Here is an 18,491-nt window from a genome sequence, read left to right as displayed (position 1 = left end):
CCGGGCTCCGCCGCCTTCCGGGCCCAGCGGGCCCCGCGTGCACGGCCTGACGGCCGGTCGTCCGGCACCGGCCCGAACGGGGCCCGGCCGACGCGGGGCAGCGGTCCCACGCCAGCCGTGTGCCCTAGCGCTCGCCGCCCGGCTCTGCCGCCTTCCGGGCCGCATCGGACCCCCGCTGCTGCGTTCCGGGCCCAGCGGGCCCCTGCTGTACGGCCTGACGCCGGTCGTCCGCCACCCGCCGAACGGGATCCGGCCGACGCGGGGCGGTGGGCCCGCGTGACCTGGCGCTCGCCGCCGGGCTCCGCTGCCTTCCGGACCCAGCGGGCCCCGCTGTACGGCCTGACGCCGGTCGTCCGCCACCGGCCCGAACGGGACCCCGTCGGCGCGGGGCGGTGGATCCGCGGGGTCGGGTGTCGTGGCGTGGCTCTGCCAGGGGCTCGGTTCCCCGTCGTTCGTACGGCCTGGCGGCGTGGTCCGGGAGGTCGGCGGACGACGTCCGGGGTCAGCGGCCGCCGTTGTACGGGCCGTACGGACCGTCGCTGCTGCTGCCGCGGCGGCGGCCCCAGCCGCTGCCGCCGGAGACCTGCCGCAGCGCGGGACGTACGTCGACGATGTAGACGATGCTCGCCACCACGCCGGCGATCGGCAGGATGGACAGGATCGAGAACAGGTAGCTCACCACGAGCGCCAGGGCCAGGATGATCAGCCAGAACACCTTGTTCTGCTTGTCGGCCGCGCGGAAGGCGTCCTCGCGCCGGAACGCGGCGTCGAACAGCCCGAACGCGGCGAGGGCCATCAGGACGATCTTCAGCAGTCCCAAGAACCCCGCGAAGCCCAACATCAGCATGCTGCCACCGCCCGCTCTCTCCCGATTCCTACGCGGCCACCGTACCCGTAGAACGGGCCGGACACCCCAGGGGTGCCCGGCCCGTGCACACGCCGTCGGTCACTTCGCGGGCGGCGGGGTCTTCTTGGCGGGGGTGGCCTTGCGGGCCGCCGGCGCCTTCTTCGCGGCGGGCTTCCTGTCCGCGACGGGCTTGACGTCGGCCGGCGTGACGGGCTCCGCCACGGCGGGCTTGGACAGCGTCGGCTCACCCTTCGGCTCGACGGCGACGGCCAGGTCCTCGATCTCCTCGGCGGCCTCGCCGCGCCAGGTGCGCACGGTCAGCTCACCGTGCTCGGCGACCTTCTCGTAGGTCTCGCGGGCCTTCACGGCGTACTCGGCGGCGACACCCACACCGCGCAGGGCCAGGTCCTGGGCGGACTCGCCGAGCTTCTTCAGGTCGCCGTCGATGGCGCCGAAGAACTCGGTGACCTTGGTCTGGAAGCTCTCCTGCGCCTCCTTGGCCCGAGCCGTGGCCTTCTCCTGCACCGCCTTCGGGTCGGTGTTGCGCACGGCCTCGATACGGGCCGGGGCCTCGGTGCGCAGCTGCTCGACCAGGGCGGGCACCTTCTTGGCCTGCTGGAGGGCCAGGTCGGCGGTACCGGCGGCGAAGTAGAGCGGAGTCGGGTCGCTGAGGGTCTTGCGCAGGTCGTCGGTGATGGCCATGGTGATGGTCCTCCCGGATTCACGTTCGGCTGAGGGTTTTGTGGTCCGCGGCAGGGCGGCCGGCGCCCTGGTCCGGTTCAACTGGCCGTCTGTCGCGGATCTGTGCCGGCACCGGCTTCGTCGCCGTCGGCCGTGCGGGTGCCGCGCACGGCGGCGGCTCCGCTCGCGAGGTCCGCATCCGTGCTCTCCTCGCCCGAGGTGTCGATCCCGAATCCGTTCTCCTTGCGAAAGGACTCGTAGATCTGCAGGAGCACCTGCTTCTGCCGCTCGTTCAGCGTGGGATCGGCGAGGATGACGGCACGCGTCTCCACCTCGTCCCGGTCGCGTTCGGCGTCGAGAATCCCGGCCCGCACGTACAGCGTCTCGGCGGAGATCCGCAGCGCCTTGGCGACCTGCTGCAGCACCTCCGCGCTCGGCTTGCGCAGCCCGCGCTCGATCTGGCTCAGATACGGATTGGACACCCCGGCGGCATCGGCGAGCTGCCGGAGCGAGAGCTGGGCGTTTCGCCGCTGCTCGCGCAGGTAGTCACCGAGATTGCCGACGTTGAGCGATGCCATGCCTCCACCTTGCTACACCTCCGCTAACTATTGCAAGCACCTGCTTGCAATAGTGCGCCGTGTCACGAGGACGGATGTCGCCGCGGGGCGGGTGCATAGGATCACCGGCATGGCGCTGCTACCCGTCCAGGTGAACATCAAGGCCGTCGACGACTCGAAGGTCGGCCGGTTCTGGGCGGAGGCGCTCGGCTGGCGCGTCACCAGCCAGGGAGCCGGCGCGACCGCCGCCCTCCCCGACGGCTTCGACTGGCGGAACCCGGTCGGCGTATGCGTCGACGTCATCGCCGTCCCGGAAGCCAAGACGACGACGAAGAACCGGGTGCACCTCGATCTCGCCACCACCTCCGCGGACCATCAGGCGGAACTGGTCGCGCGGCTGAAGGCTCTCGGTGCGACCCCCGCCGACGTGGGCCAGGGGGACGTGCCCTGGACGGTCCTCGCCGACCCCGAGGGCAACGAGTTCTGCGTGCTGGAGCCCCGGGAGACCTACCGGGACACCGGGCCGATCGCCGCGGTGGTGGTCGACTGCGCGGATCCGCGGGCCATGGCCCGGTTCTGGGGCGAGGCGATCGGCTGGACCCCGCACGAGGTGACCGACGAGCTCGCGGCGCTGCGCTCCGCCCGGGGTGTCGGCCCGTATCTGGAGTTCCTCCGCACGCCCGGCGTGAAGACCGTGCCGGACCGCGTCCACCTCGACCTGGTACCGGGCGCCGGTGACGACAAGGCGGCGGAGGTGGCCCGGCTGCGGGCCCTCGGCGCCGCCGATCTCGACGTCGGCCAGGGCGACGTCCCGTGGACGTGCCTGACCGACCCGGAGGGCCACGAGTTCTGCGTCCTCGCAAGGTCCTGACGCGGCACGCCGGGCCCGCTACGGCCTCGGGCCCGGGTCCAGCAGCCACGTCTCCAGCACGCGGAAGTCGGCGTCCGTCAGCCCGTACCGGTGCTCGACGCGGTGCAGGAGGGCGCGCCCGGGGTGGTGGGCGGCCGCCCAGGCACGGTCGGTCCCGGTGATCTCGTCGTCGAGCCGGACGAAGGGACGGCCGGCGGCCCAGGCGACGAGGGGGTGTCTTGTGGATCAGGCCGGTCTGGACCGACGGCGCCTTCCAGCCGGGCCGAGCGGGGTCTGGTGCGTGCAGCTGCAAGGCGGAGGAGGGAGTCGACGCGGAGCGTCGGGGACCGACGACAACGCCGCAGATGTGCGTGCCAGACCCCGCGACCCCGGCATGATCCACAAGGCACCCCCTGGGGGCCGGGTCTTCCAGTGCAGGGGGCCCGATGGCCCGTCTTCGTCGGGCCAGTCCACGACGGGCAGCCGGGGCAGGCCGAGCCAGGGGGCCAGGCAGGTGTTCGCGTCGTCGAGCCACGTGGTCGCCCAGACCAGCTCGCAGCCCAGTGCCGCGAGCCGGGGGCCGAGGGCCGGATCCACCCGGTGCAGCAGCGGATGGCCGGCGGCGGTCCGCGGTACGGAGGCCTCGTACACCGGGTAGGGATCGGGCGCGCCGTACGGGAGGAGCGTCCCGTCGACGTCGAGGAAGAGGAGCATCGCCTCCAGGATCAGCCCTCGAAGCCGTTCCCGGCGAGGATCGTGTCGATCCGGGTGCGGTGTGCCGCCTCCCAGGCGTCCAGGGTTTCGCCGGCCTCCTTGGCGAGTTTGGCCCGGGCGTCCTGGAGGACCTTCCGCCTGTGCCCGGCCGGGACGACGACGACACCCTCCTCGTCGGCCACCACCAGGTCCCCGGCGGCGACCCGTACCCCGCCGCACCGCACCGGGCGGTTCAGCGGCCGCACGGCGGACTTGGCGCCCGGGATCGGGACGACGCCCCGGGCGAAGACGGGGAAGCCCATCTCCCGGATCTCGGCGAGGTCGCGGACCAGCCCGTCGGCGACGAACCCGGCGATGCCGCGCCGCCGCGCCACCGCGCAGACGTTGCCGCCGGCCAGCGCGTACTCCAGGTCGCCCGACTCCACCACGATCACCGAGCCGGGCTCGGCGCGGTGGATCGCGGCGTGCAGCATCAGGTTGTCGCCGGGAGGGCAGCTGACGGTGTACGCCGGTCCGGCCATGCGCGGCACCGGGCCCCACAGCGGGCGTATCCGGAAGTCCATGACCTGGGCGTGGCCCAGGAGGTCGGCGAGGGTGGTGGTCGGGACGGACTGGAAATCGGTGGCGTCGGTCATGGGGGCACGATAGCGTCGCCGCCATGACTGCCGGGTCGGCCTTGTGCCGTGAGCGAGTTGGGTGCCCGGCCTCTGAGTGAGGCCGCGGCGGGCCAGGAGCCCGCCTCTTCCTCTGCGTCCGCGAGAAACGACAGCAGAGGAAGGAAAGACAGAGAGTGCCCAGCGACTTCGATCCGTACGACTTCAACCGCCGCGTCATCGACGAGTTCCGCGCGAACCACGGCCGCGTCGGCGGCCCCTTCGAGGGCGGCCGTCTGCTGCTGCTCACCACCACCGGCGCCCGCACCGGAGCCCCGCACACCACCCCCGTCGCCTATCTTCCCGACGGCGGCGACCGCGTCCTGGTCATCGCCTCGGCGGGCGGCTCACCCCGGCATCCGGACTGGTACCGCAACCTCCTCGCGCATCCGCGGGTGACCGTCGAGAGCGGCGTGTTCACCTACGAGGCGCGGGCCGTCGTCCTGGCCGGCGACGAGCGCGAGCAGGCCTTCGCGCGGGCGGTGGAGGCCGACCCGGGCTGGGCGGAGTACCAGCGCAAGGCCGGGCGGGTGATCCCGGTCGTCGCCCTGGAGCGGATCGCGGGACCCGGCCCGGGGCACATCGAGGCCGGCTCGCCGGGCGAGGCGATCAGACTGGTCCACGATGTCTTCCGGCGCGAACTCGCCCTGATCCGCAAGGAGATGGCCGGCGACGGCAGCACCCTGGGCGCGCAGTTGCGGGTCAACTGCCTCACGCTCTGCCAGGGTCTGGACAACCACCACGCCGGCGAGGACACCATGATGTTCCCGTTCCTCACCGAGCGGCACCCCGAGTTCGCCCCGGTCCGGGAGCGGCTGCGCCGGGAGCACGAACGGGTCGCCGTGCTCGTCGAGGAGCTGCGCCGGGCGGTCGCCGCCGAGGACCGGGCCGGGGCACGCGCCGAGGTCGTACGGCTGACCGAGGAGCTGGAGGCGCATCTGGCGTACGAGGAGGAGCAGTTGGTCCCGCTCCTCGACGGCGCCGCCCGGCAGTCGTCGCGCTAGAACGGCAACGGCCGCCCGTGCACCACGTCCAGTCGTGACACCGCCCGGGTCAGCACCACGTACAGCCGGTGCAGGCCGCGGGCCTCGGCCTCGGCGACGGCGGCCGGCTCGACGGCGATGACGTGGTCGTACTCCAGGCCCTTGACGAGGGTCGCGGGGACGAGCGTGACCCGGGCCCCGAGTTCGTCGGGGCCGGCCGTGTCGATCCCGGCCGCGGTGAGGGCGTCGCGCACCCGGGTCAGGTCGGCGTCCGCGGTGACGACGCCGACGGAGCCGTCCCGGGTGAGCGCGTCCCGTACGGCCGCCACGGTCTCGCCGGGTACGTCATCGGCCCGCCGGATGCGCAGTTCGCCCTCCGCCCGCAGGGAGCGGGCCGCGGGGACGGCGACGTCCAGGCGGGTCAGCAGCCGGCCCGCGAGGTCGAGGACCGCGGCCGGCACCCGGAACCCGGTGGTCAGCGGCACCACGGCGGCGTCCGGCTCGCCCAGGTGCCGCAGCGTCACGCGCCAGTCCCGCGCCGCCCACGGCGTGGTGCCCTGCGCCAGGTCGCCGAGCACGGTCAGCGATCCGAAGGCGGCCCGGCGGGCGATGGCCCGGCACTCCATCGGGGAGAGGTCCTGCGCCTCGTCGACGACGATGTGGCCGTACCCTTCCGGGTGCTCGATGAGCCCGGCGACCTCGTCGAGGAGGACCAGGTCGGCGGCCGACCAGCGGGCGGACCTGTACGAGCGCGGCGGCCGGGCCCACAGCAGCGCCTCCTGCTCGTCGGGGTCGAGGAGCCCGTCGGCGGCCCGTGCCAGCACCGCGGCGTCGGTGAGGAGTTCGGCGACGACCTCCTCCGGCCGGACCTTCGGCCAGACCATGTCGACGTACGCGCTCAGCGCCCGGGCCCGCTCGATCTTCCGCACCCACGCGGCCGGCCTCGGCCCGGCCCGCCGCTCGGCCTGCTGCTGCAGCAGGCGGACGACCCGGGTCCGTACCCGCTCGCGGCCCACCGCGTACGGCGGCTCCTCGGCCCGCACCCCTTCGAGGATCTCCACGAGTTCGCCGGCCGGTACCCGCCACCGGTACGACCCGTCCGGCACGGCGAGCGACTCGGCGCCGTCGGCGGACACGCGCGCGTACAGCGCTCGGCGCAGCACCTCGGCCATGCGGGCGTCGTGCTTGACGACGGCGGCCCGTTCGCCGTCGCTGCCGGTGACCGGGTGGGGGGCGATCTCCTCGAGGAGGGTGGTCTGCCGCACGCCCGTCTCGCCGAGGGAGGGCAGCACCTCGGCGATGTAGGACAGGAAGGTGCGGTTGGGGCCGAGGATCAGCAGTCCGGCGCGCTGGACGCGCTGCGGGTGGGTGTAGAGGAGGTAGGCGGCGCGGTGCAGGCCGACGGCGGTCTTGCCGGTGCCGGGGGCGCCCTGCACGCAGACCGACTCGGTGAGCTCGCCGCGGACCAGGTCGTCCTGCTCGGGCTGGATGGTGGCGGCGATGTCCCGCATGGCCCCGACGCGGGGCCGCTCGATCTCCCGGGCGACGATCTCGCCGCTCCCCGACTCGCCCCGGCCCAGGTGCTCGTCCTCCAGGCCGGTGAGGTCGGCCGAGTCGCCGCGGCTGCCCGGGGCCCAGCCGAAGCGGCGGCGTACGCGGACGCCCTGCGGGTCGCGGGCGCTCGCCTGGTAGAAGGCGCGGGAGACGGGGGCCCGCCAGTCGACGACGAGCGGCGGGGCGGCCGGGTCTTCGGTGATCCGCAGCCGGCCCACGTGGTAGCTCTGCCCGTCGTGTTCGCCGTCCGTGCCGTCGAAGTCGAGCCGCCCGAAGAACAGCGGCCCTTCGGGCAGTTCCTTCAGCGCCTTGGCCCGGCTGCGCAGACGGTGACCGAGGACCTCGGCGTCGGCACCGGAGGCGGAGACGTCCTCACCGGTCACCACCTGTTCCCGGGCGCCGTCGACCATCGCGGCGAGGGCGGTGCGGCAGCTCTCGTGGTAGGCGCGTTCACGGTGGAGGGAGTCCGTGAGTGCGGGGCGGGGTGAGGTCATGGCCGTCACCCTACCCGGAAATACGTAACCCGGTCAGATTTTTGACCGAGTTACGATAAGGGTCACCCTCGCCCGGAACCCCGCTCCGCCGCCCCCACCAGCCACGGCAGCCCCGCCCCCAGCCGGTCGAACGCCCGCTCCGCCGCCGCCACCGCGCCCGCCCGCACGTCGGCGACCCGTTCCCCCGCCGCGATCCGCCGCCAGTTGTCCTCCGCGAGGATCCGCCGCACGGCGGTGATCTGCCCGGCGGCCAGTCGCGCGTCCAGATCACCGCCGAGGGCACCGGCGAGCGCGTCCTCGGACCGCCGCAGATACCCGTGCAGCCGCGCCACCAGCGCCGGGGTGCCGTACAGCAGCGCGTGGAAGGCGAGCACGCCCGGGTCGTCGTTCAGCCCGGTGATCGGGTCGCACCGGTCGAGCCCGTCCAGGAAGTGACGCCGCAGCGCCTCCAGCGGCGAGGCGGCACCGGCGACCACGCGCGCGGCCTCGTCCTCGTGATCGGCGATCCGGTGCAGGACGAGGTCCTCCTTGGCCGGGAAGTACCGGAACAGCGTCGGCTTCGAGATCCCGGCCGCGGCGGCGATCTCCGCGACGGACACGGCGTCGAAACCCTTCTCGAGGAACAGCCGTACGGCGGTGTCCGACACGTCCTGGTACATCCGCTGCTTCTTGCGCTCGCGGAGGCCGATCTGCTCATCCATGGCAGCGAGCCTACGCAGGCGGCACCCCGTGCTCGCGCCGCCAGCGCACCAGTGCCGTGACGATCCGCCTGGGGCCCGGAACGGAGTCGAGCCCCAGCGGCAGTGCGGCGTCGGCCAGTACCGGGCGCAGTTTGAGCGCAGCCCGGACGAGCTGCCGTGGCGATTCCTCCGGTCCGGCATCCAGGGACAGAGCCGTCCGGATGACGTCGGTGAACAGGGACTGGGCCCGTTTGTAGCCGAGGAGCAGGGGGAGATCGTGCTCCCAGCCGACCGAGCTGCCGGGACGGACTTGTTCGACCGTTTCGGCCCATCGATGCGCGACGGCCCGCGCCTGCCGGACCGGGTACCGCATCAGATGCAGATGGGTGGCGAGGTCGTAGAGCGGGTCGCCGAACGTCGCCAGTTCCCAGTCGATCGTCCACAGGCGCAATTCGTCGTCGACGATGAGGTTCTCGCGGTGCAGGTCGGCGTGGAGCAGGCAGAACGGGCGCTCCCTCAGACCCGAGACGTGCTTGCGGAGGTACTTGAAGCCTTCGTCGCCCACACCCAGGTCCGCGAACAGCCCTTCGAAGGCAGGCAGATTGCCCCGGTAGACGTGTTCCTCCGTGAAGCGGACGAACCACTCCATGAACCCGTCGCTGTCACCGTCCTCCGGCCGGTCCAGCGTGGTGCAACAGCGGTCCACCGAGAGGGTTTCAGTGGTCACCCGGGCCAACTGCTCGAAGAGGGCGAGGATCTGCGCGAGCACCGCACGGGGCACGGCCAGGCCGTCACTCAGCAGGTCACCGAGGGTCTGCCCCTCGACGAAGCGTTGCAACTTCAGGCCATCGACTTCGATGACGTCCGGTATCCCGGATATGCGCCCGGAGAGGTCGCGGAGCAACTGTTCCTCGGACGCGAAGCATCTCCGGTCGAACCAGAACAGTCCTGGTCGCGGCTCCCGGCACTTGTACCTGCCCCTGCCCGGGAGAGGGAAGACGTACGTCTCGTGGTGGTACCCCCTGAGCGGTCCGACGACGACGTTCTCGTCGCCGCTCAGCTCATCCGCCCACCTTCGAGCTTGTGGCTTACTCACAGCGGGTTCCCTTCGGTCACCCTGGCGCCGACATCGCCTCGGAGCACTGCACAGCAGGAGTTGGCTACGACCGCCGAGGCCCCGCGAGGCGAAAGCCGCGACGCGAAAGCCTCATGCACTGCGGACATCCCGCCGACCCGGACCGGACCGGTCCGGGATCGCGGAACAATACATCGGGAACAGGGTGTATCACACCGAAACCGTCCGTACGCTCCCGATCATCACGAAACGGTTTCGCCGCCGCTCCCCGTGTCAGCCGCCCCTGTGGCCGACCCGCAGCAACCGCCGTCCCTCGTCGGCCGCGTCCCACTCACGCAAGGCGTGCACGACCACCTGCTCCTCCCCCACCTCCTCGATGAGCCCCAGCGGCTCCCGTGCACGCTGGAGAGCCCGGCGGATACGCCCGGCCGCAAGAGCGAGATCCCGTTCACCGGGACGATGCGGAAGAAGCAGCGCGGCCCGCATCACGTCGGGGAACACCGACTGGGCGTACTCGAAGTCCAGGTATACGGGAAGATCGGTCTCCATGCCCGCCGACACCCCTTCGTGGCCTGCGCGGCGCATGGCGTCCGTCCACATGCGCACCATCAGCTCCTGCTCCGTCTTGTCGTAGTCCATCCGCACGAGGTGGGTCGCCAGGTCATGCAGCGGGTCGCCGAAGAGGGCCAGTTCCCAGTCGATCAACGACAGTCGCTCGCCGTGCGGGGTGCGCACCACCACCACGTTGGCGCGATGGACGTCCGTGTGGAGCAGCACGAAGGGACGCGGGGTCATGGCGGGCACCGAGCCCATGAAGCGGTCGATGGCGTCCCTCGGAACGCCGATCGCATCGAACAGCGCACCGAAACGGGGCTGATTGACCTTGTACACCCGCTCCTTGGCGAACCGTGCGAGCCATTCCAGGAAGCCGCGGCTGTCGGCGGGGCGCGGCCAGTCCGCCGGAAGTGGCGGCAGCTCGCCCTCGGGCACACCGGCCATGCACGCGAAGATCTCGGCCAGCGCCATGATCCGTTCGCTGCCGATGGGCCCGTCCGGGACGGCCTCGGCCAGGGGCTGTCCGTCGATGTACTCGTGCAGCGACCATTCTCCGAAGTCGGCCAGACAACGCGGGACACCCCTCACATGGCCTTCCAGCGCACGCAGCACTCTGGCCTCACTGGGCCAGATACGAGGCACCACCTCGACCGTGGGAAAGGGCGTGCGGAACTTGGCGGGAGTGCGCCCGGACGGCTGCCGGAGGAGGAAGGCCAGCGGTTGCCGCAGTGCCGCGATCCGGTTGATGTTGTGATGGCCGGAAACCACCAGCCCGTCGGAGCCGCGGCGCCGCGCCTCCGCGAAGACGCGCACGAGGGACTGGTGCGCCCAGCGGGGCGGATGGTGCAACATGCGCGGAGAATAGTGGGCGCGGGGGGCGTTCACACGTCATGTCACTATGTGGGACCGCACGACGCCTCGCCGCCACCATGGGTGATTCCTCGTCAGTCACACAGTGGTGTCGACGTGGCTCAGGTGCTTCCAGTACGACTCGAAACTGGCCTGCATGGTCGCGTGGATCCGGCCCTCGTGCGACTCCACGCCCTCGGGGTCCTTGCGGTAGTGGGAGAGCACCGAGCCGAGGCCGAGCACGTCCAGTGCCTCGACGGAGTCTCCGTCGTCCAGGAGGATCGTGCGTTCGAACACCTCATACAGACCGAACAGCACGTCGTCGTTGTTGACCACGTACAGCTTGTGCTGCGGGGTCATGGGCACCCGGCGGATCTCCGCATGGGCGTCTTTCACCTTCAGCGCTTCAAGCTTCTTCAGCAGGTCCTTGATCTCGCCGGCGTACCTGCGGGCCATGGTCCGCCAGCGCTGCCAGGCCCGCTCGTCCTCCGGGTCCTTGGCCGCGGGATACGCCAGCTTCACCGTCTCCGAGGGCAGCAGTATGCGCATGTGCACCAGCTCGGGGGGCCTGATCTCCCGATTGATCACCCGGTCGACCTGGGCATTCAGATGGTTCCACAGTGTTTCGGAGGTCAGCGCGAAGGTGTCCAGCCTGACCTCGGGCTGTTCGAAGGCGTAGTGGATCAGCGAGCCGAGGGACGCGGTTCCCCGCCGCTCGGGGTGCCGGTCCGGTGGTTCCACCTCCTGCACCCGCGCGACGCGCATACCACTGCCCTGCCGGGTCTCGACCCAGCCTTCCGCCTTCAGTTTGCGCAGCGCCCGCTGGATGGTGTCCCGGCTGACACCGAACTCCGTGGCCAGTTCCACCTGTGTCGGCAGCTTCTGGCCGAGCCGGTAGCTCCCGTTCGCCAACTTCTCGCGGATCGTGGACTCCACCAAAGTGGATGCCCTTTCTCCGCTCTCTGTACGTCCTGAGGTAGCCACAGGCCGAACCTATCCCCCGTGCACCAGGAACGCACTACTTTCGATCGCACAATTCACTCATTGGACCGATAGTTGCAGGTTCCCCTTGTGCGTGATCCGTTCAACTCGGCCTGACCGGTCGGCCGGGTGAGCGCCACGTGGTGCGCCATTGGGGGGCCCGGATCGGGCGACGCCTCGTCAGGTCTCCCGCACTGCCCGCAGCAGCGTGTCGAGCGAGTCCACGACCACCTGGGCTCCGGCCTCCTCCAGGGCCTTCAGCCTCTCCTGGTCGGCTGCGTACCCGATGAAGGACACACCCGCGAGCGAGGCCGCGGCGAAATCGGTGACAGCGTCACCGATCATCAGTGCGGTGGCGGGCGCGGCTCCCATCGCGGTCAGCGCGCGGTTGAGGCAGTACGGATCGGGTTTGAGCAGTCCGAGGTCCTGGGTCCGGCCGTAGATGTGCGGGGCGAAGCAGTCCAGCAGTCCACGGTTGGCCAAATAAGCCCGCACGGCCCGCGCGGAGTTGTTGCTGGTGACGGCCAGTCGTGAGCCGACGGCCGTCCAGGTGCGGATCAGCGGGTCCGCGTGGGCGGTGGGCATCGCACCGGCGGTCGCGAGGAGTTCCTCTCTGGTGAGACGTTCCTCCAACTCGGCGACCAGGTCGCTGCCGGGCCGCCGGCAGTACACGGCGCGCAGGAGTTCGTGCGGGTCCGGGGACTGCTGCGCGACCTCCGCCAGCAGTTCTCGTAGGCCCCGCTCCCTGAGCCACCGTCTCAGAGCGGCGGCCACCCGATGGGCCGAGTGGCGCGCGAACAGACTGCATATCGGGCCGTCGAAGTCCCAGAGCACGACCCTGGCGTTCCTGACCAGATCCCGCAGGAGCGCCGCTCTCTGTCGTGCCACCAGATCGGTCTGTGCCGTATCAGAAGTCACTAGGAGAGTGTCAGGTCCGTACTGATGGTTTCCCAGAGGGCGTCGAACCACTTCTGGGATTCGGCCAGGAACGCCGCGTCCCGCTCGCCGGCCCTCCGCTCGAAGGAGAAGAGCAGGGACTTGGACCCGAGGGCGTCGTACATGTCGAGCGTCTGGCTCTGCCACTTCTCCTCCCGCCGGGTCAGCATGTAGTACCCGAGCAGCACTTCCTCGCCGTTGAGCAGGTACATCTTGACCGGGGGCGTGAAGGGCAGTGCGCGGAAGGCCACCCGCACCTCGATGCCGTGCGTGGACCGCAGGGCCTCCAGGTTGTGCTGGAGGACCTGCCCCTGGGCGTTGCGCATGGCCAGCCAGCGCTTGTGTACCGGGTCCTCGTCGCTCCGTCCCTCGACGGAGACCGGGAAGGCGAGGTTGATGTCCCGGGAGGGCACGAGGATCCGTACGTCGATGGCGTCGGGACGGACACGGCCCTCGTGGATCAGTCGCAGCGGCTCGCCGAGGGCCAGCATCAGCGTCTCGGCCGTGTGGCAGACAACGTCGATGCGGACGTGCGGGACCGCGAACGCATCCGTCAGCCTGGGCGACAGGCCCACCATCGTCGGCTGTGGTCCGCTCCTGGCCGTGGCCGGCTCCGCGACGCGGGGCGGACTGCCCTTGCTGACATCGCGCAGCAGCCCCAGGTCGGCCAGCAGTCGCACGGCCTGACGCACGGCACCGCGTTCCACGCCGAACTCGTCGGCCAGCTCCGCCTGTGTGGGCAGGCGGTCACCCGCCTTCAGGTCACCGACGCGGATCCGCTCCCGCAGGACGTCGGCGATCTCCCGGGGCGAGAACCTCTTGCTGCGGTCCACAGCGACGTGCTCCTTGGTCACGACCAAACGCTACAACCTTGATCCATCTTCGGGGAGTTGTTTCACAGTTGTTTATGACGACAGACCAAGCTTCGACAACTTGGCCATAGTTGGTCGCGCGGGCCGGTTTTCAGTCAAATCATCGGTCAAATACTCAGTGCAGTTAAGGGATCACACGCGTAGGGCACAAACAAGGTGGGTGTTACCAGCCCAATCGGGCTACAAGTTGATCGCATGACGCATGCGATGACAGGGGGAGTCATGATCTTCACCCAACTGGTCGCCGCTGCCCTCTCCATGGGCTTCGAGCAGGTGATCCAGACACGCTACGGCGGAGTCGGCGTACTGTCCCTGCTCCTCATCGGAGCCGGGATCAAGAGCAACAACACCACCTGCTCCTCCATCGGTGCCGTGCTGCTCGTACTGCTCATGACGCAGGCCTGAACGATGTAGAAGCGGATTTGACTGGTCCGTCGGAATTCTAGTGACGAACCACGCGCAGCAATGTCTCCAGTGTGCGGGTGATGTGCTGTGCACCGACCGCCCGCAGTGCGTGCTCCTTGCGCTCGTTGCGCGCGTAGCCGACGAAGGGGACACCGGCCCGGGAGGCGGCTTCCCAGTCCGTGGGGGAGTCACCGATCATCACGGCGGCCGAGGGCGCCGTCCCGGTCGCGCTCAGGGCCTGGTGGAGGCAGTAGGGGTCGGGTTTGAGGAGGTGCAGTTCCTGGGTGCGGCCGTAGATGTGCGGGGCGAAGCAGCTGAGCAGGCCGCGGCCGGCCAGATAGGCGCGGACCGCACGCGCGGAGTTGTTGGTCGTGACGGCCATCGCAGAGCCGGTCGCCGCCCAGGTCCGGATCAGGGGATCGGCGTACGCGGTGGGCATCGAGGACGTGACGGCCCGGAGCTCCTCCTGGGTGAGGCGTTCCTCCAGTTCCGCCACCAGGCCGGAACCGGGGTGCCGGTCCTGCACGGCGCGCAGCAGGATCTGCGGGTCCGGCGACCGGCGCTCCTCCGGCGTGAGCAGCCCGTGCAGCCCGCGGCTCCCCAGCCACTCCACCAGCTCACCGGCCACCCCTTCCGCGGTGTGCCCCGCGAACAGGCGGCAGATGGGGCCGTCGAAGTCCCACAGCACCACCCGGGCCCGGTTGATCACTTCGTGGAGCGCTTCCGTCGCGGCCGTCGTGTCGGTCTCGGGCTCGGTTCCGTCGGGTACCGGCCCGTTCCGTTGCGTATCAGGAGTCACTAGGAGAGTGTCAGGTCCGAGGTGATGGTTTCCCAGAGGGCGTCGAACCACTTCTGCGACTGCCGCACGAACGCCTCGTCCCGCCGGCCCCGCCGTGTCTCGAAGGAGAAGAGCAGGGACTGCGATCCGAGGGTGTCGTACATCTCCAGCGTTCCGCTGTCCGTGGGCTCCGCACGGCGGGTGACCATGTAGTAGCCGATCAGCGCCTCGGTTCCGTTGAGGAGGTGGAGCTTCAACGGCGGGGTGAAGGGCAGCGCGCGGAAGGTGACGTTCACGTCGATGTCGTGGGTGCCGCAGAGGTTGTCCATGGGTTGTTTATAAATCAACGCCAAGTGGGGACAACTTATGCAAAGTTGGTTGCCAACTTGGTTCGGTTGGCGGAAGTTTTGCATCCTGGCAACCTGAAGGGGGAACCACCGTGCCTGCCCTCGCCCTCATCTCCGCAGTCTTCGTCGTCGGCTTCGAACAGATCGTGCAGTGGAAGTACGGCGCCACCGGCATCGTCGGCCTGCTGATGCTCAGCATCGGCCTCAAGGCCAAGAGCCCGGCCGTCAGCTCGGCCGGAGCCGTCCTGCTCGCCGTCCTGCTCGCGGGCCCCGCTCTCTGAACCGCTCGCCCCGATCGGCTCACGCCGTGAGCACGAGGTCCGAACTGATCGTCTCCCACAGGGCGTTGAACCACAGGCGCGACTGCTCCACGAACGTCGCGTCACGCAGTCCGGCGCCCTGCTCGAAGGCGAACAGCATCGACTGCGTGCCCTCGGCGTCGTACAGCTCCAGTTGCTCGTGGTCGATCTCCCGCTCGTGCCGCGTCAGCGTGTAGTACGCGAACAGCGCCTCCGTGCCGTTGAGCAGGTACAGCTTGACCGGCGGGGTGAAGGGCAGGGCACGGAAGGACACCCGTACGTCGATGCCGTGCGTGGCGCGCAGCGCCAGCAGATTGTGCCGCAGCACCTGGCCCTGGGCGTTGCGCTGGGTCAGCCAGCGCCTGTGCAGCAGATCCGCGGCCGAGCCGTCCACCGGGGCCGGGAAGGCCAGGTCGATGTCGCGGCTGGGCAGCAGTACACGGACGTCGACCTTGGCCGGTTTCATATGCCCCGCGTGGATCTGGCGCAGCGGCTCACCGATCGCGAGGGTGAGCGAGACCGAGGTGAGGCACAGGGCGTCGATCTCGACGTGCGGGGCGGCGAAGGCGGCGGCTATCCGCGGAGCCAGGCCCACCATGGTGGGCTCGGGCGGGGCGGGCGGCCCGGCGGGCGCGCGGCCGTGACCGAGGTCCGGGGCCACGGTGGCCGGACTGCCCTTCGTCACGTTGGTGAGCAGGTGCTCCGACTGCAGGATCCGCAGGGCCTGGCGCACGGCCCCGCGTTCGACTCCGAACTCGTCCGCGAGCCTGGCCTGCGTGGGCATGCGCTGGCCCGGCCTGAGCACCCCGGACCTGATCCGGGCGCGCAGTTCGTCGGCCACCTCGCGATGTGACTTCTGTGGCCGTGGTGGCCTCTTCGGCCCATTGGCGGAGGCGGGTTCCGGGTCCACGGTCAAACAGTACAACTTCCCGCCATCTTGCGGCAGTTCAGTGAAAGGTGGTTATGAGACGCTTCCAAACGGAGATAAGTACAGTGGAGTTGGCGGCCAACTTGGAGAACATGGCCAATCCCCCGGTTGGTTGGCCCACCGGGTTCCCTTCCGGAGGGGAGCTGGGACCCCGGCCCGAGCACAGTCACAACCGAACAGCGACAACTCAACACGGATGCGCACAGCCACAACTGAACAAGCACGCTACGGATGAGTCGGCACAGGCCGGTCAGTACGGTTTCGGACAGTACTGACCGGCCTGCACCGTTCCCGGCAGGCGGCAGCCCTCAGAAGCAGGAGGGAGCCTTCAGAAGAGGTCCGGGCACCACGGTCGCCTGGACGTACGCAACAGGGCGTCGGCCACCCGGGCGGCTCCCGCCCGGTGTTCCCGGGCCCGGTCCAGCGTCACGAGCCGGGCCACGGACTCGCCGCCCAGCCAGACACCGGCCAGGTCGCCGACGTCGAGGGTGAGTTCGGCGCTCTGCGTGGCCGTGGGCGTGCAGGACGCGCCCTCGGGCGACACCTCGAGCCGGAACCGGCCGCCGGCGAGTCCCTGCCGGTCGACGACCTCCAGCACCAGCGAGCCCTCACCCTCGTACGTCCGCGCCTCCATGGCCCGTACGACGTCCAGGATCCGCACCCACAGCCAGTCCGCCTGCGTGGTGATCCGCGCCGCGCGGGGGTCGGGGAGGTAGTAGGGCAGCAGGTCGTCGGGGGACCGCCAGCCGCTCTTGACCTGCGTGACCCAGTCGATCGAGCACACGTAGTGCCACAGGGCGCGCTCGGCGGCCGGGGTGGCGGCCAGCAGCCATTTGACCTCGGCGGTGCACTGCGGCTGGTCGCCTTGCCACTTCTCGTCGCACCTGTACGACACCATGCCGTCGACCTCGCCGGACGGCGCGCGGTGGACGGCGTAGAAGGGTTCGGGCCGCTTCCCGATGAAGTCCAGGTCGCCCGTGGCCAGCCGCCACCACACCTCGTCCCGACCGACCGCGCCGGGCTGGGCGCGGCGGACGCGCTCGTGTAGCTCCGGCCCGAGCTTGCGGACGTCCTCGGCGTCGACCAGGTCGATGCGCCCGCCGTCCGCCGGCACCGGGCCGCGGGGGTCGAGGCCGCTGCGGAGGACGTCGACGGTCCACTCGGTCATCCAGGTCGCGGGGCCGAAGCCGTAACGGCCGTAGATCGGGTACTCGGCGGCTATCAGGGTGGCGACCACGTCCCCGCGCTCCCTCGCGGCGGCGAGGTCCTGGCTCATCATGCGGGTCAGCAGGCCGCGGCGGCGGTGCGTGGGGGTGACCGTGACGTTGGAGATGGCGTCGGCGGGCACGACGGCGCCGCCCACCGCGGTGAGTTCCTGGGCGAAGGAACGGAAGGTCGCCACACACCGGTCGCCGTCGAAGGCGCCGAGGAGACGGCCCGGGACGAACTGCAGCCGGCGGGCCTCGTGCTGCTCCGCGGTCGGAGTCGGTTCACGGAGGAAACCGGTGTTCAGGGCGCGGTGCCAGTCGGCGAACTCGGCTTCTTGGATGGGACGTACATCGGTCATGGGGGCCACGGTAGGCGTGCGGCAAAGGCGTGTCGCGAGGATTTCCACGCCCCCCGCGCCCCCGCGCCCCCGCGCGCCACCACCCGCCCCCGCCGCACGCCCCGGACGCACGCCCCGGCCGCCTCACATCAGCAGGTCGTCCACCTGCGCCTCGCCCTCCCGATAGCGCCGCGTGATCTCCGCGCCGCAGTCGTCCGCCGTGCGCTGCAGATGCTGGCGGCGACCGGAGACCTGCTGCTCGTAGCGGACGAGACGGCCCATCGCGGCACCCAGTTCGGCGTCGGTGCGGGCCTGCAGGTCGGAGAGTTCCACCTCGGCGAGCATGTCGGCGGCCAGCCGGCGGTACTCCTCGTTGTGCGGGGTGCCCAGCGTGACGTGGCGGGCCGAGGACCGGTGGCGGGCCGGGGCGTCGGTGAGGATCTCCGGGAGCCGGGACACCACGGAGGCCATCACGGTCGCGTCCCGCGGGCCGTCCCCGGCGGCGACGGGCGGTTTCGGGTCCCGGCGGGCCAGTTCCGCGCGCAGGATGTCGATCCGGCCCTGCAGCAGCCGCCGTACGTAGCTGAGGTCCGCCTCGTCACGCTGGGCGTCCCGGCGCAGCGCCCGCAGTTCGGGCAGGCTCAGCCGGGTCAGGTCGGGCTCGGGCGGCTCGGCCGGCAGCTCCGCGGGCAGCTCCGGGCTGTCCACGCGTTGCGTGGGCGGCCGCTGAATCTCCTGCAACCACAGATGCCCAGTACTCGGTGTGCTCATGTGCCTCTACCGTCCCCTCGACCGCGTACGGAAGCATCGTGCCACCCCAAGTGACCGCTATACGACCGAGAGCCCCCGAACGGCCCCAGATAGGCCGTTAAGGAGCAAAAATGGACCGCCTCGGAACCCCTCACCG

General features: G+C 70.7%; 20 protein-coding genes and 2 pseudogenes. 4 read left to right on the top strand and 18 right to left on the bottom strand.

All coding sequences use genetic code 11. From position 1 onward, the window contains the following. Positions 1 to 502 precede the first annotated feature (502 nt). The 3 genes from ACFY0F_RS10220 to ACFY0F_RS10210 form a co-directional block, all read right to left on the bottom strand. Positions 503 to 847, bottom strand: coding sequence for a DUF2516 family protein (locus ACFY0F_RS10220; protein WP_388791512.1), 345 nt, complete (start codon positions 845 to 847; stop codon positions 503 to 505). Positions 848 to 946: 99 nt separating this feature from the next. Beyond that, complete coding sequence (locus ACFY0F_RS10215; RefSeq protein WP_388791510.1) at positions 947 to 1,549, bottom strand: hypothetical protein; 603 nt, start codon at positions 1,547 to 1,549, stop codon at positions 947 to 949. A 77-nt stretch (positions 1,550 to 1,626) separates the two neighbouring features. After that, complete coding sequence (locus ACFY0F_RS10210; protein ID WP_388791508.1) at positions 1,627 to 2,106, bottom strand: helix-turn-helix domain-containing protein; 480 nt, start codon at positions 2,104 to 2,106, stop codon at positions 1,627 to 1,629. A 109-nt stretch (positions 2,107 to 2,215) separates the two neighbouring features. Between ACFY0F_RS10210 and ACFY0F_RS10205 the strand changes: the two genes are divergently transcribed. Continuing rightward, positions 2,216 to 2,956 carry a VOC family protein gene (locus ACFY0F_RS10205; protein WP_388791506.1) on the top strand — a complete coding sequence of 247 codons (741 nt, stop codon included), beginning with the start codon at positions 2,216 to 2,218 and terminating at the stop codon, positions 2,954 to 2,956. An 18-nt stretch (positions 2,957 to 2,974) separates the two neighbouring features. Here ACFY0F_RS10205 and ACFY0F_RS10200 read toward each other — a convergent pair. The 3 genes and pseudogenes from ACFY0F_RS10200 to ACFY0F_RS10190 all read right to left on the bottom strand — a co-directional run. Next, positions 2,975 to 3,169, bottom strand: a pseudogene (locus ACFY0F_RS10200) (hypothetical protein); the annotation flags it as partial. A gap of 12 nt (positions 3,170 to 3,181) precedes the next feature. Next, the gene (locus tag ACFY0F_RS10195; RefSeq protein ID WP_388791504.1) at positions 3,182 to 3,649 is read right to left on the bottom strand and encodes a hypothetical protein; all 468 of its coding nucleotides are present in this window, start codon (positions 3,647 to 3,649) and stop codon (positions 3,182 to 3,184) included. 11 nt (positions 3,650 to 3,660) lie between these two features. Continuing rightward, positions 3,661 to 4,284, bottom strand: coding sequence for an RraA family protein (locus ACFY0F_RS10190; RefSeq protein ID WP_388791502.1), 624 nt, complete (start codon positions 4,282 to 4,284; stop codon positions 3,661 to 3,663). 155 nt (positions 4,285 to 4,439) lie between these two features. Here ACFY0F_RS10190 and ACFY0F_RS10185 point away from each other — a divergent pair, with 155 nt between their 5' ends. After that, a complete protein-coding gene (locus ACFY0F_RS10185) occupies positions 4,440 to 5,306 on the top strand; it encodes a nitroreductase/quinone reductase family protein (RefSeq protein WP_388791500.1) in 867 nt (288 codons plus the stop codon). On the opposite strand, the gene ACFY0F_RS10180 is transcribed toward ACFY0F_RS10185, so the two are convergent. The 7 genes from ACFY0F_RS10180 to ACFY0F_RS10150 all read right to left on the bottom strand — a co-directional run bounded on the left by ACFY0F_RS10180 (position 5,303) and on the right by ACFY0F_RS10150 (position 13,269). Next, positions 5,303 to 7,333 (bottom strand): HelD family protein, encoded by a 2,031-nt coding sequence (locus ACFY0F_RS10180; protein WP_388791498.1) that lies wholly within the window; start codon positions 7,331 to 7,333, stop codon positions 5,303 to 5,305. The two genes, ACFY0F_RS10185 and ACFY0F_RS10180, sit on opposite strands and share 4 nt — an antisense overlap. A 62-nt stretch (positions 7,334 to 7,395) precedes the next feature. Next, positions 7,396 to 8,034, bottom strand: a complete 639-nt coding sequence (locus tag ACFY0F_RS10175) for a TetR/AcrR family transcriptional regulator (protein WP_388791496.1) — start codon at positions 8,032 to 8,034, stop codon at positions 7,396 to 7,398. 10 nt (positions 8,035 to 8,044) lie between these two features. Further along, on the bottom strand, positions 8,045 to 9,109 hold the full coding sequence (locus tag ACFY0F_RS10170) for a phosphotransferase (protein WP_388791494.1): 1,065 nt from the start codon (positions 9,107 to 9,109) through the stop codon (positions 8,045 to 8,047). Positions 9,110 to 9,361: 252 nt separating this feature from the next. Then, positions 9,362 to 10,495, bottom strand: a complete 1,134-nt coding sequence (locus tag ACFY0F_RS10165; RefSeq protein ID WP_388791492.1) for a phosphotransferase family protein — start codon at positions 10,493 to 10,495, stop codon at positions 9,362 to 9,364. Positions 10,496 to 10,591: 96 nt separating this feature from the next. Then, the gene (locus ACFY0F_RS10160; protein ID WP_388791490.1) at positions 10,592 to 11,428 is read right to left on the bottom strand and encodes a GntR family transcriptional regulator; all 837 of its coding nucleotides are present in this window, start codon (positions 11,426 to 11,428) and stop codon (positions 10,592 to 10,594) included. 225 nt (positions 11,429 to 11,653) lie between these two features. Continuing rightward, positions 11,654 to 12,442, bottom strand: coding sequence for an HAD family hydrolase (locus tag ACFY0F_RS10155; RefSeq protein WP_388791488.1), 789 nt, complete (start codon positions 12,440 to 12,442; stop codon positions 11,654 to 11,656). Then, positions 12,391 to 13,269 (bottom strand): GntR family transcriptional regulator, encoded by an 879-nt coding sequence (locus tag ACFY0F_RS10150; protein ID WP_388791486.1) that lies wholly within the window; start codon positions 13,267 to 13,269, stop codon positions 12,391 to 12,393. Before ACFY0F_RS10150 ends, ACFY0F_RS10155 begins: the two co-directional genes overlap by 52 nt. 234 nt (positions 13,270 to 13,503) lie before the next feature. Here ACFY0F_RS10150 and ACFY0F_RS10145 point away from each other — a divergent pair, with 234 nt between their 5' ends. After that, on the top strand, positions 13,504 to 13,686 hold the full coding sequence (locus ACFY0F_RS10145) for a hypothetical protein (protein WP_388791484.1): 183 nt from the start codon (positions 13,504 to 13,506) through the stop codon (positions 13,684 to 13,686). 37 nt (positions 13,687 to 13,723) lie between these two features. On the opposite strand, the gene ACFY0F_RS10140 is transcribed toward ACFY0F_RS10145, so the two are convergent. Next, positions 13,724 to 14,485, bottom strand: coding sequence for an HAD family hydrolase (locus tag ACFY0F_RS10140; protein WP_388791482.1), 762 nt, complete (start codon positions 14,483 to 14,485; stop codon positions 13,724 to 13,726). Continuing rightward, positions 14,485 to 14,784, bottom strand: a pseudogene (locus ACFY0F_RS10135) (GntR family transcriptional regulator); the annotation flags it as partial. The gene ACFY0F_RS10140 and the pseudogene ACFY0F_RS10135, both read right to left, overlap by 1 nt. Before the next feature lie 119 nt (positions 14,785 to 14,903). Here ACFY0F_RS10135 and ACFY0F_RS10130 point away from each other — a divergent pair. Continuing rightward, complete coding sequence (locus ACFY0F_RS10130; RefSeq protein WP_132852555.1) at positions 14,904 to 15,092, top strand: hypothetical protein; 189 nt, start codon at positions 14,904 to 14,906, stop codon at positions 15,090 to 15,092. A 19-nt stretch (positions 15,093 to 15,111) separates the two neighbouring features. Here the strand turns inward: ACFY0F_RS10130 and ACFY0F_RS10125 are convergent, their stop codons facing one another. The 3 genes from ACFY0F_RS10125 to ACFY0F_RS10115 form a co-directional block, all read right to left on the bottom strand. Then, positions 15,112 to 16,026, bottom strand: coding sequence for a winged helix-turn-helix domain-containing protein (locus ACFY0F_RS10125; protein WP_388791480.1), 915 nt, complete (start codon positions 16,024 to 16,026; stop codon positions 15,112 to 15,114). A 340-nt stretch (positions 16,027 to 16,366) separates the two neighbouring features. Then, entirely contained in the window at positions 16,367 to 17,605 is a 1,239-nt protein-coding gene (locus ACFY0F_RS10120) for a GNAT family N-acetyltransferase (protein ID WP_388791478.1), read from the bottom strand. Between the two features lie 123 nt (positions 17,606 to 17,728). Beyond that, on the bottom strand, positions 17,729 to 18,355 hold the full coding sequence (locus ACFY0F_RS10115) for an aerial mycelium formation protein (RefSeq protein ID WP_388791476.1): 627 nt from the start codon (positions 18,353 to 18,355) through the stop codon (positions 17,729 to 17,731). Positions 18,356 to 18,491: the final 136 nt, after the last annotated feature.

Source organism: Streptomyces sp. NPDC001544 (assembly GCF_042894285.1).
In the GTDB taxonomy this organism is placed as follows: Bacteria; Actinomycetota; Actinomycetes; order Streptomycetales; family Streptomycetaceae; genus Streptomyces.
Note: the sequence above shows the minus strand (reverse complement) of the source record. Positions and strands in the feature narration are given on the sequence as shown.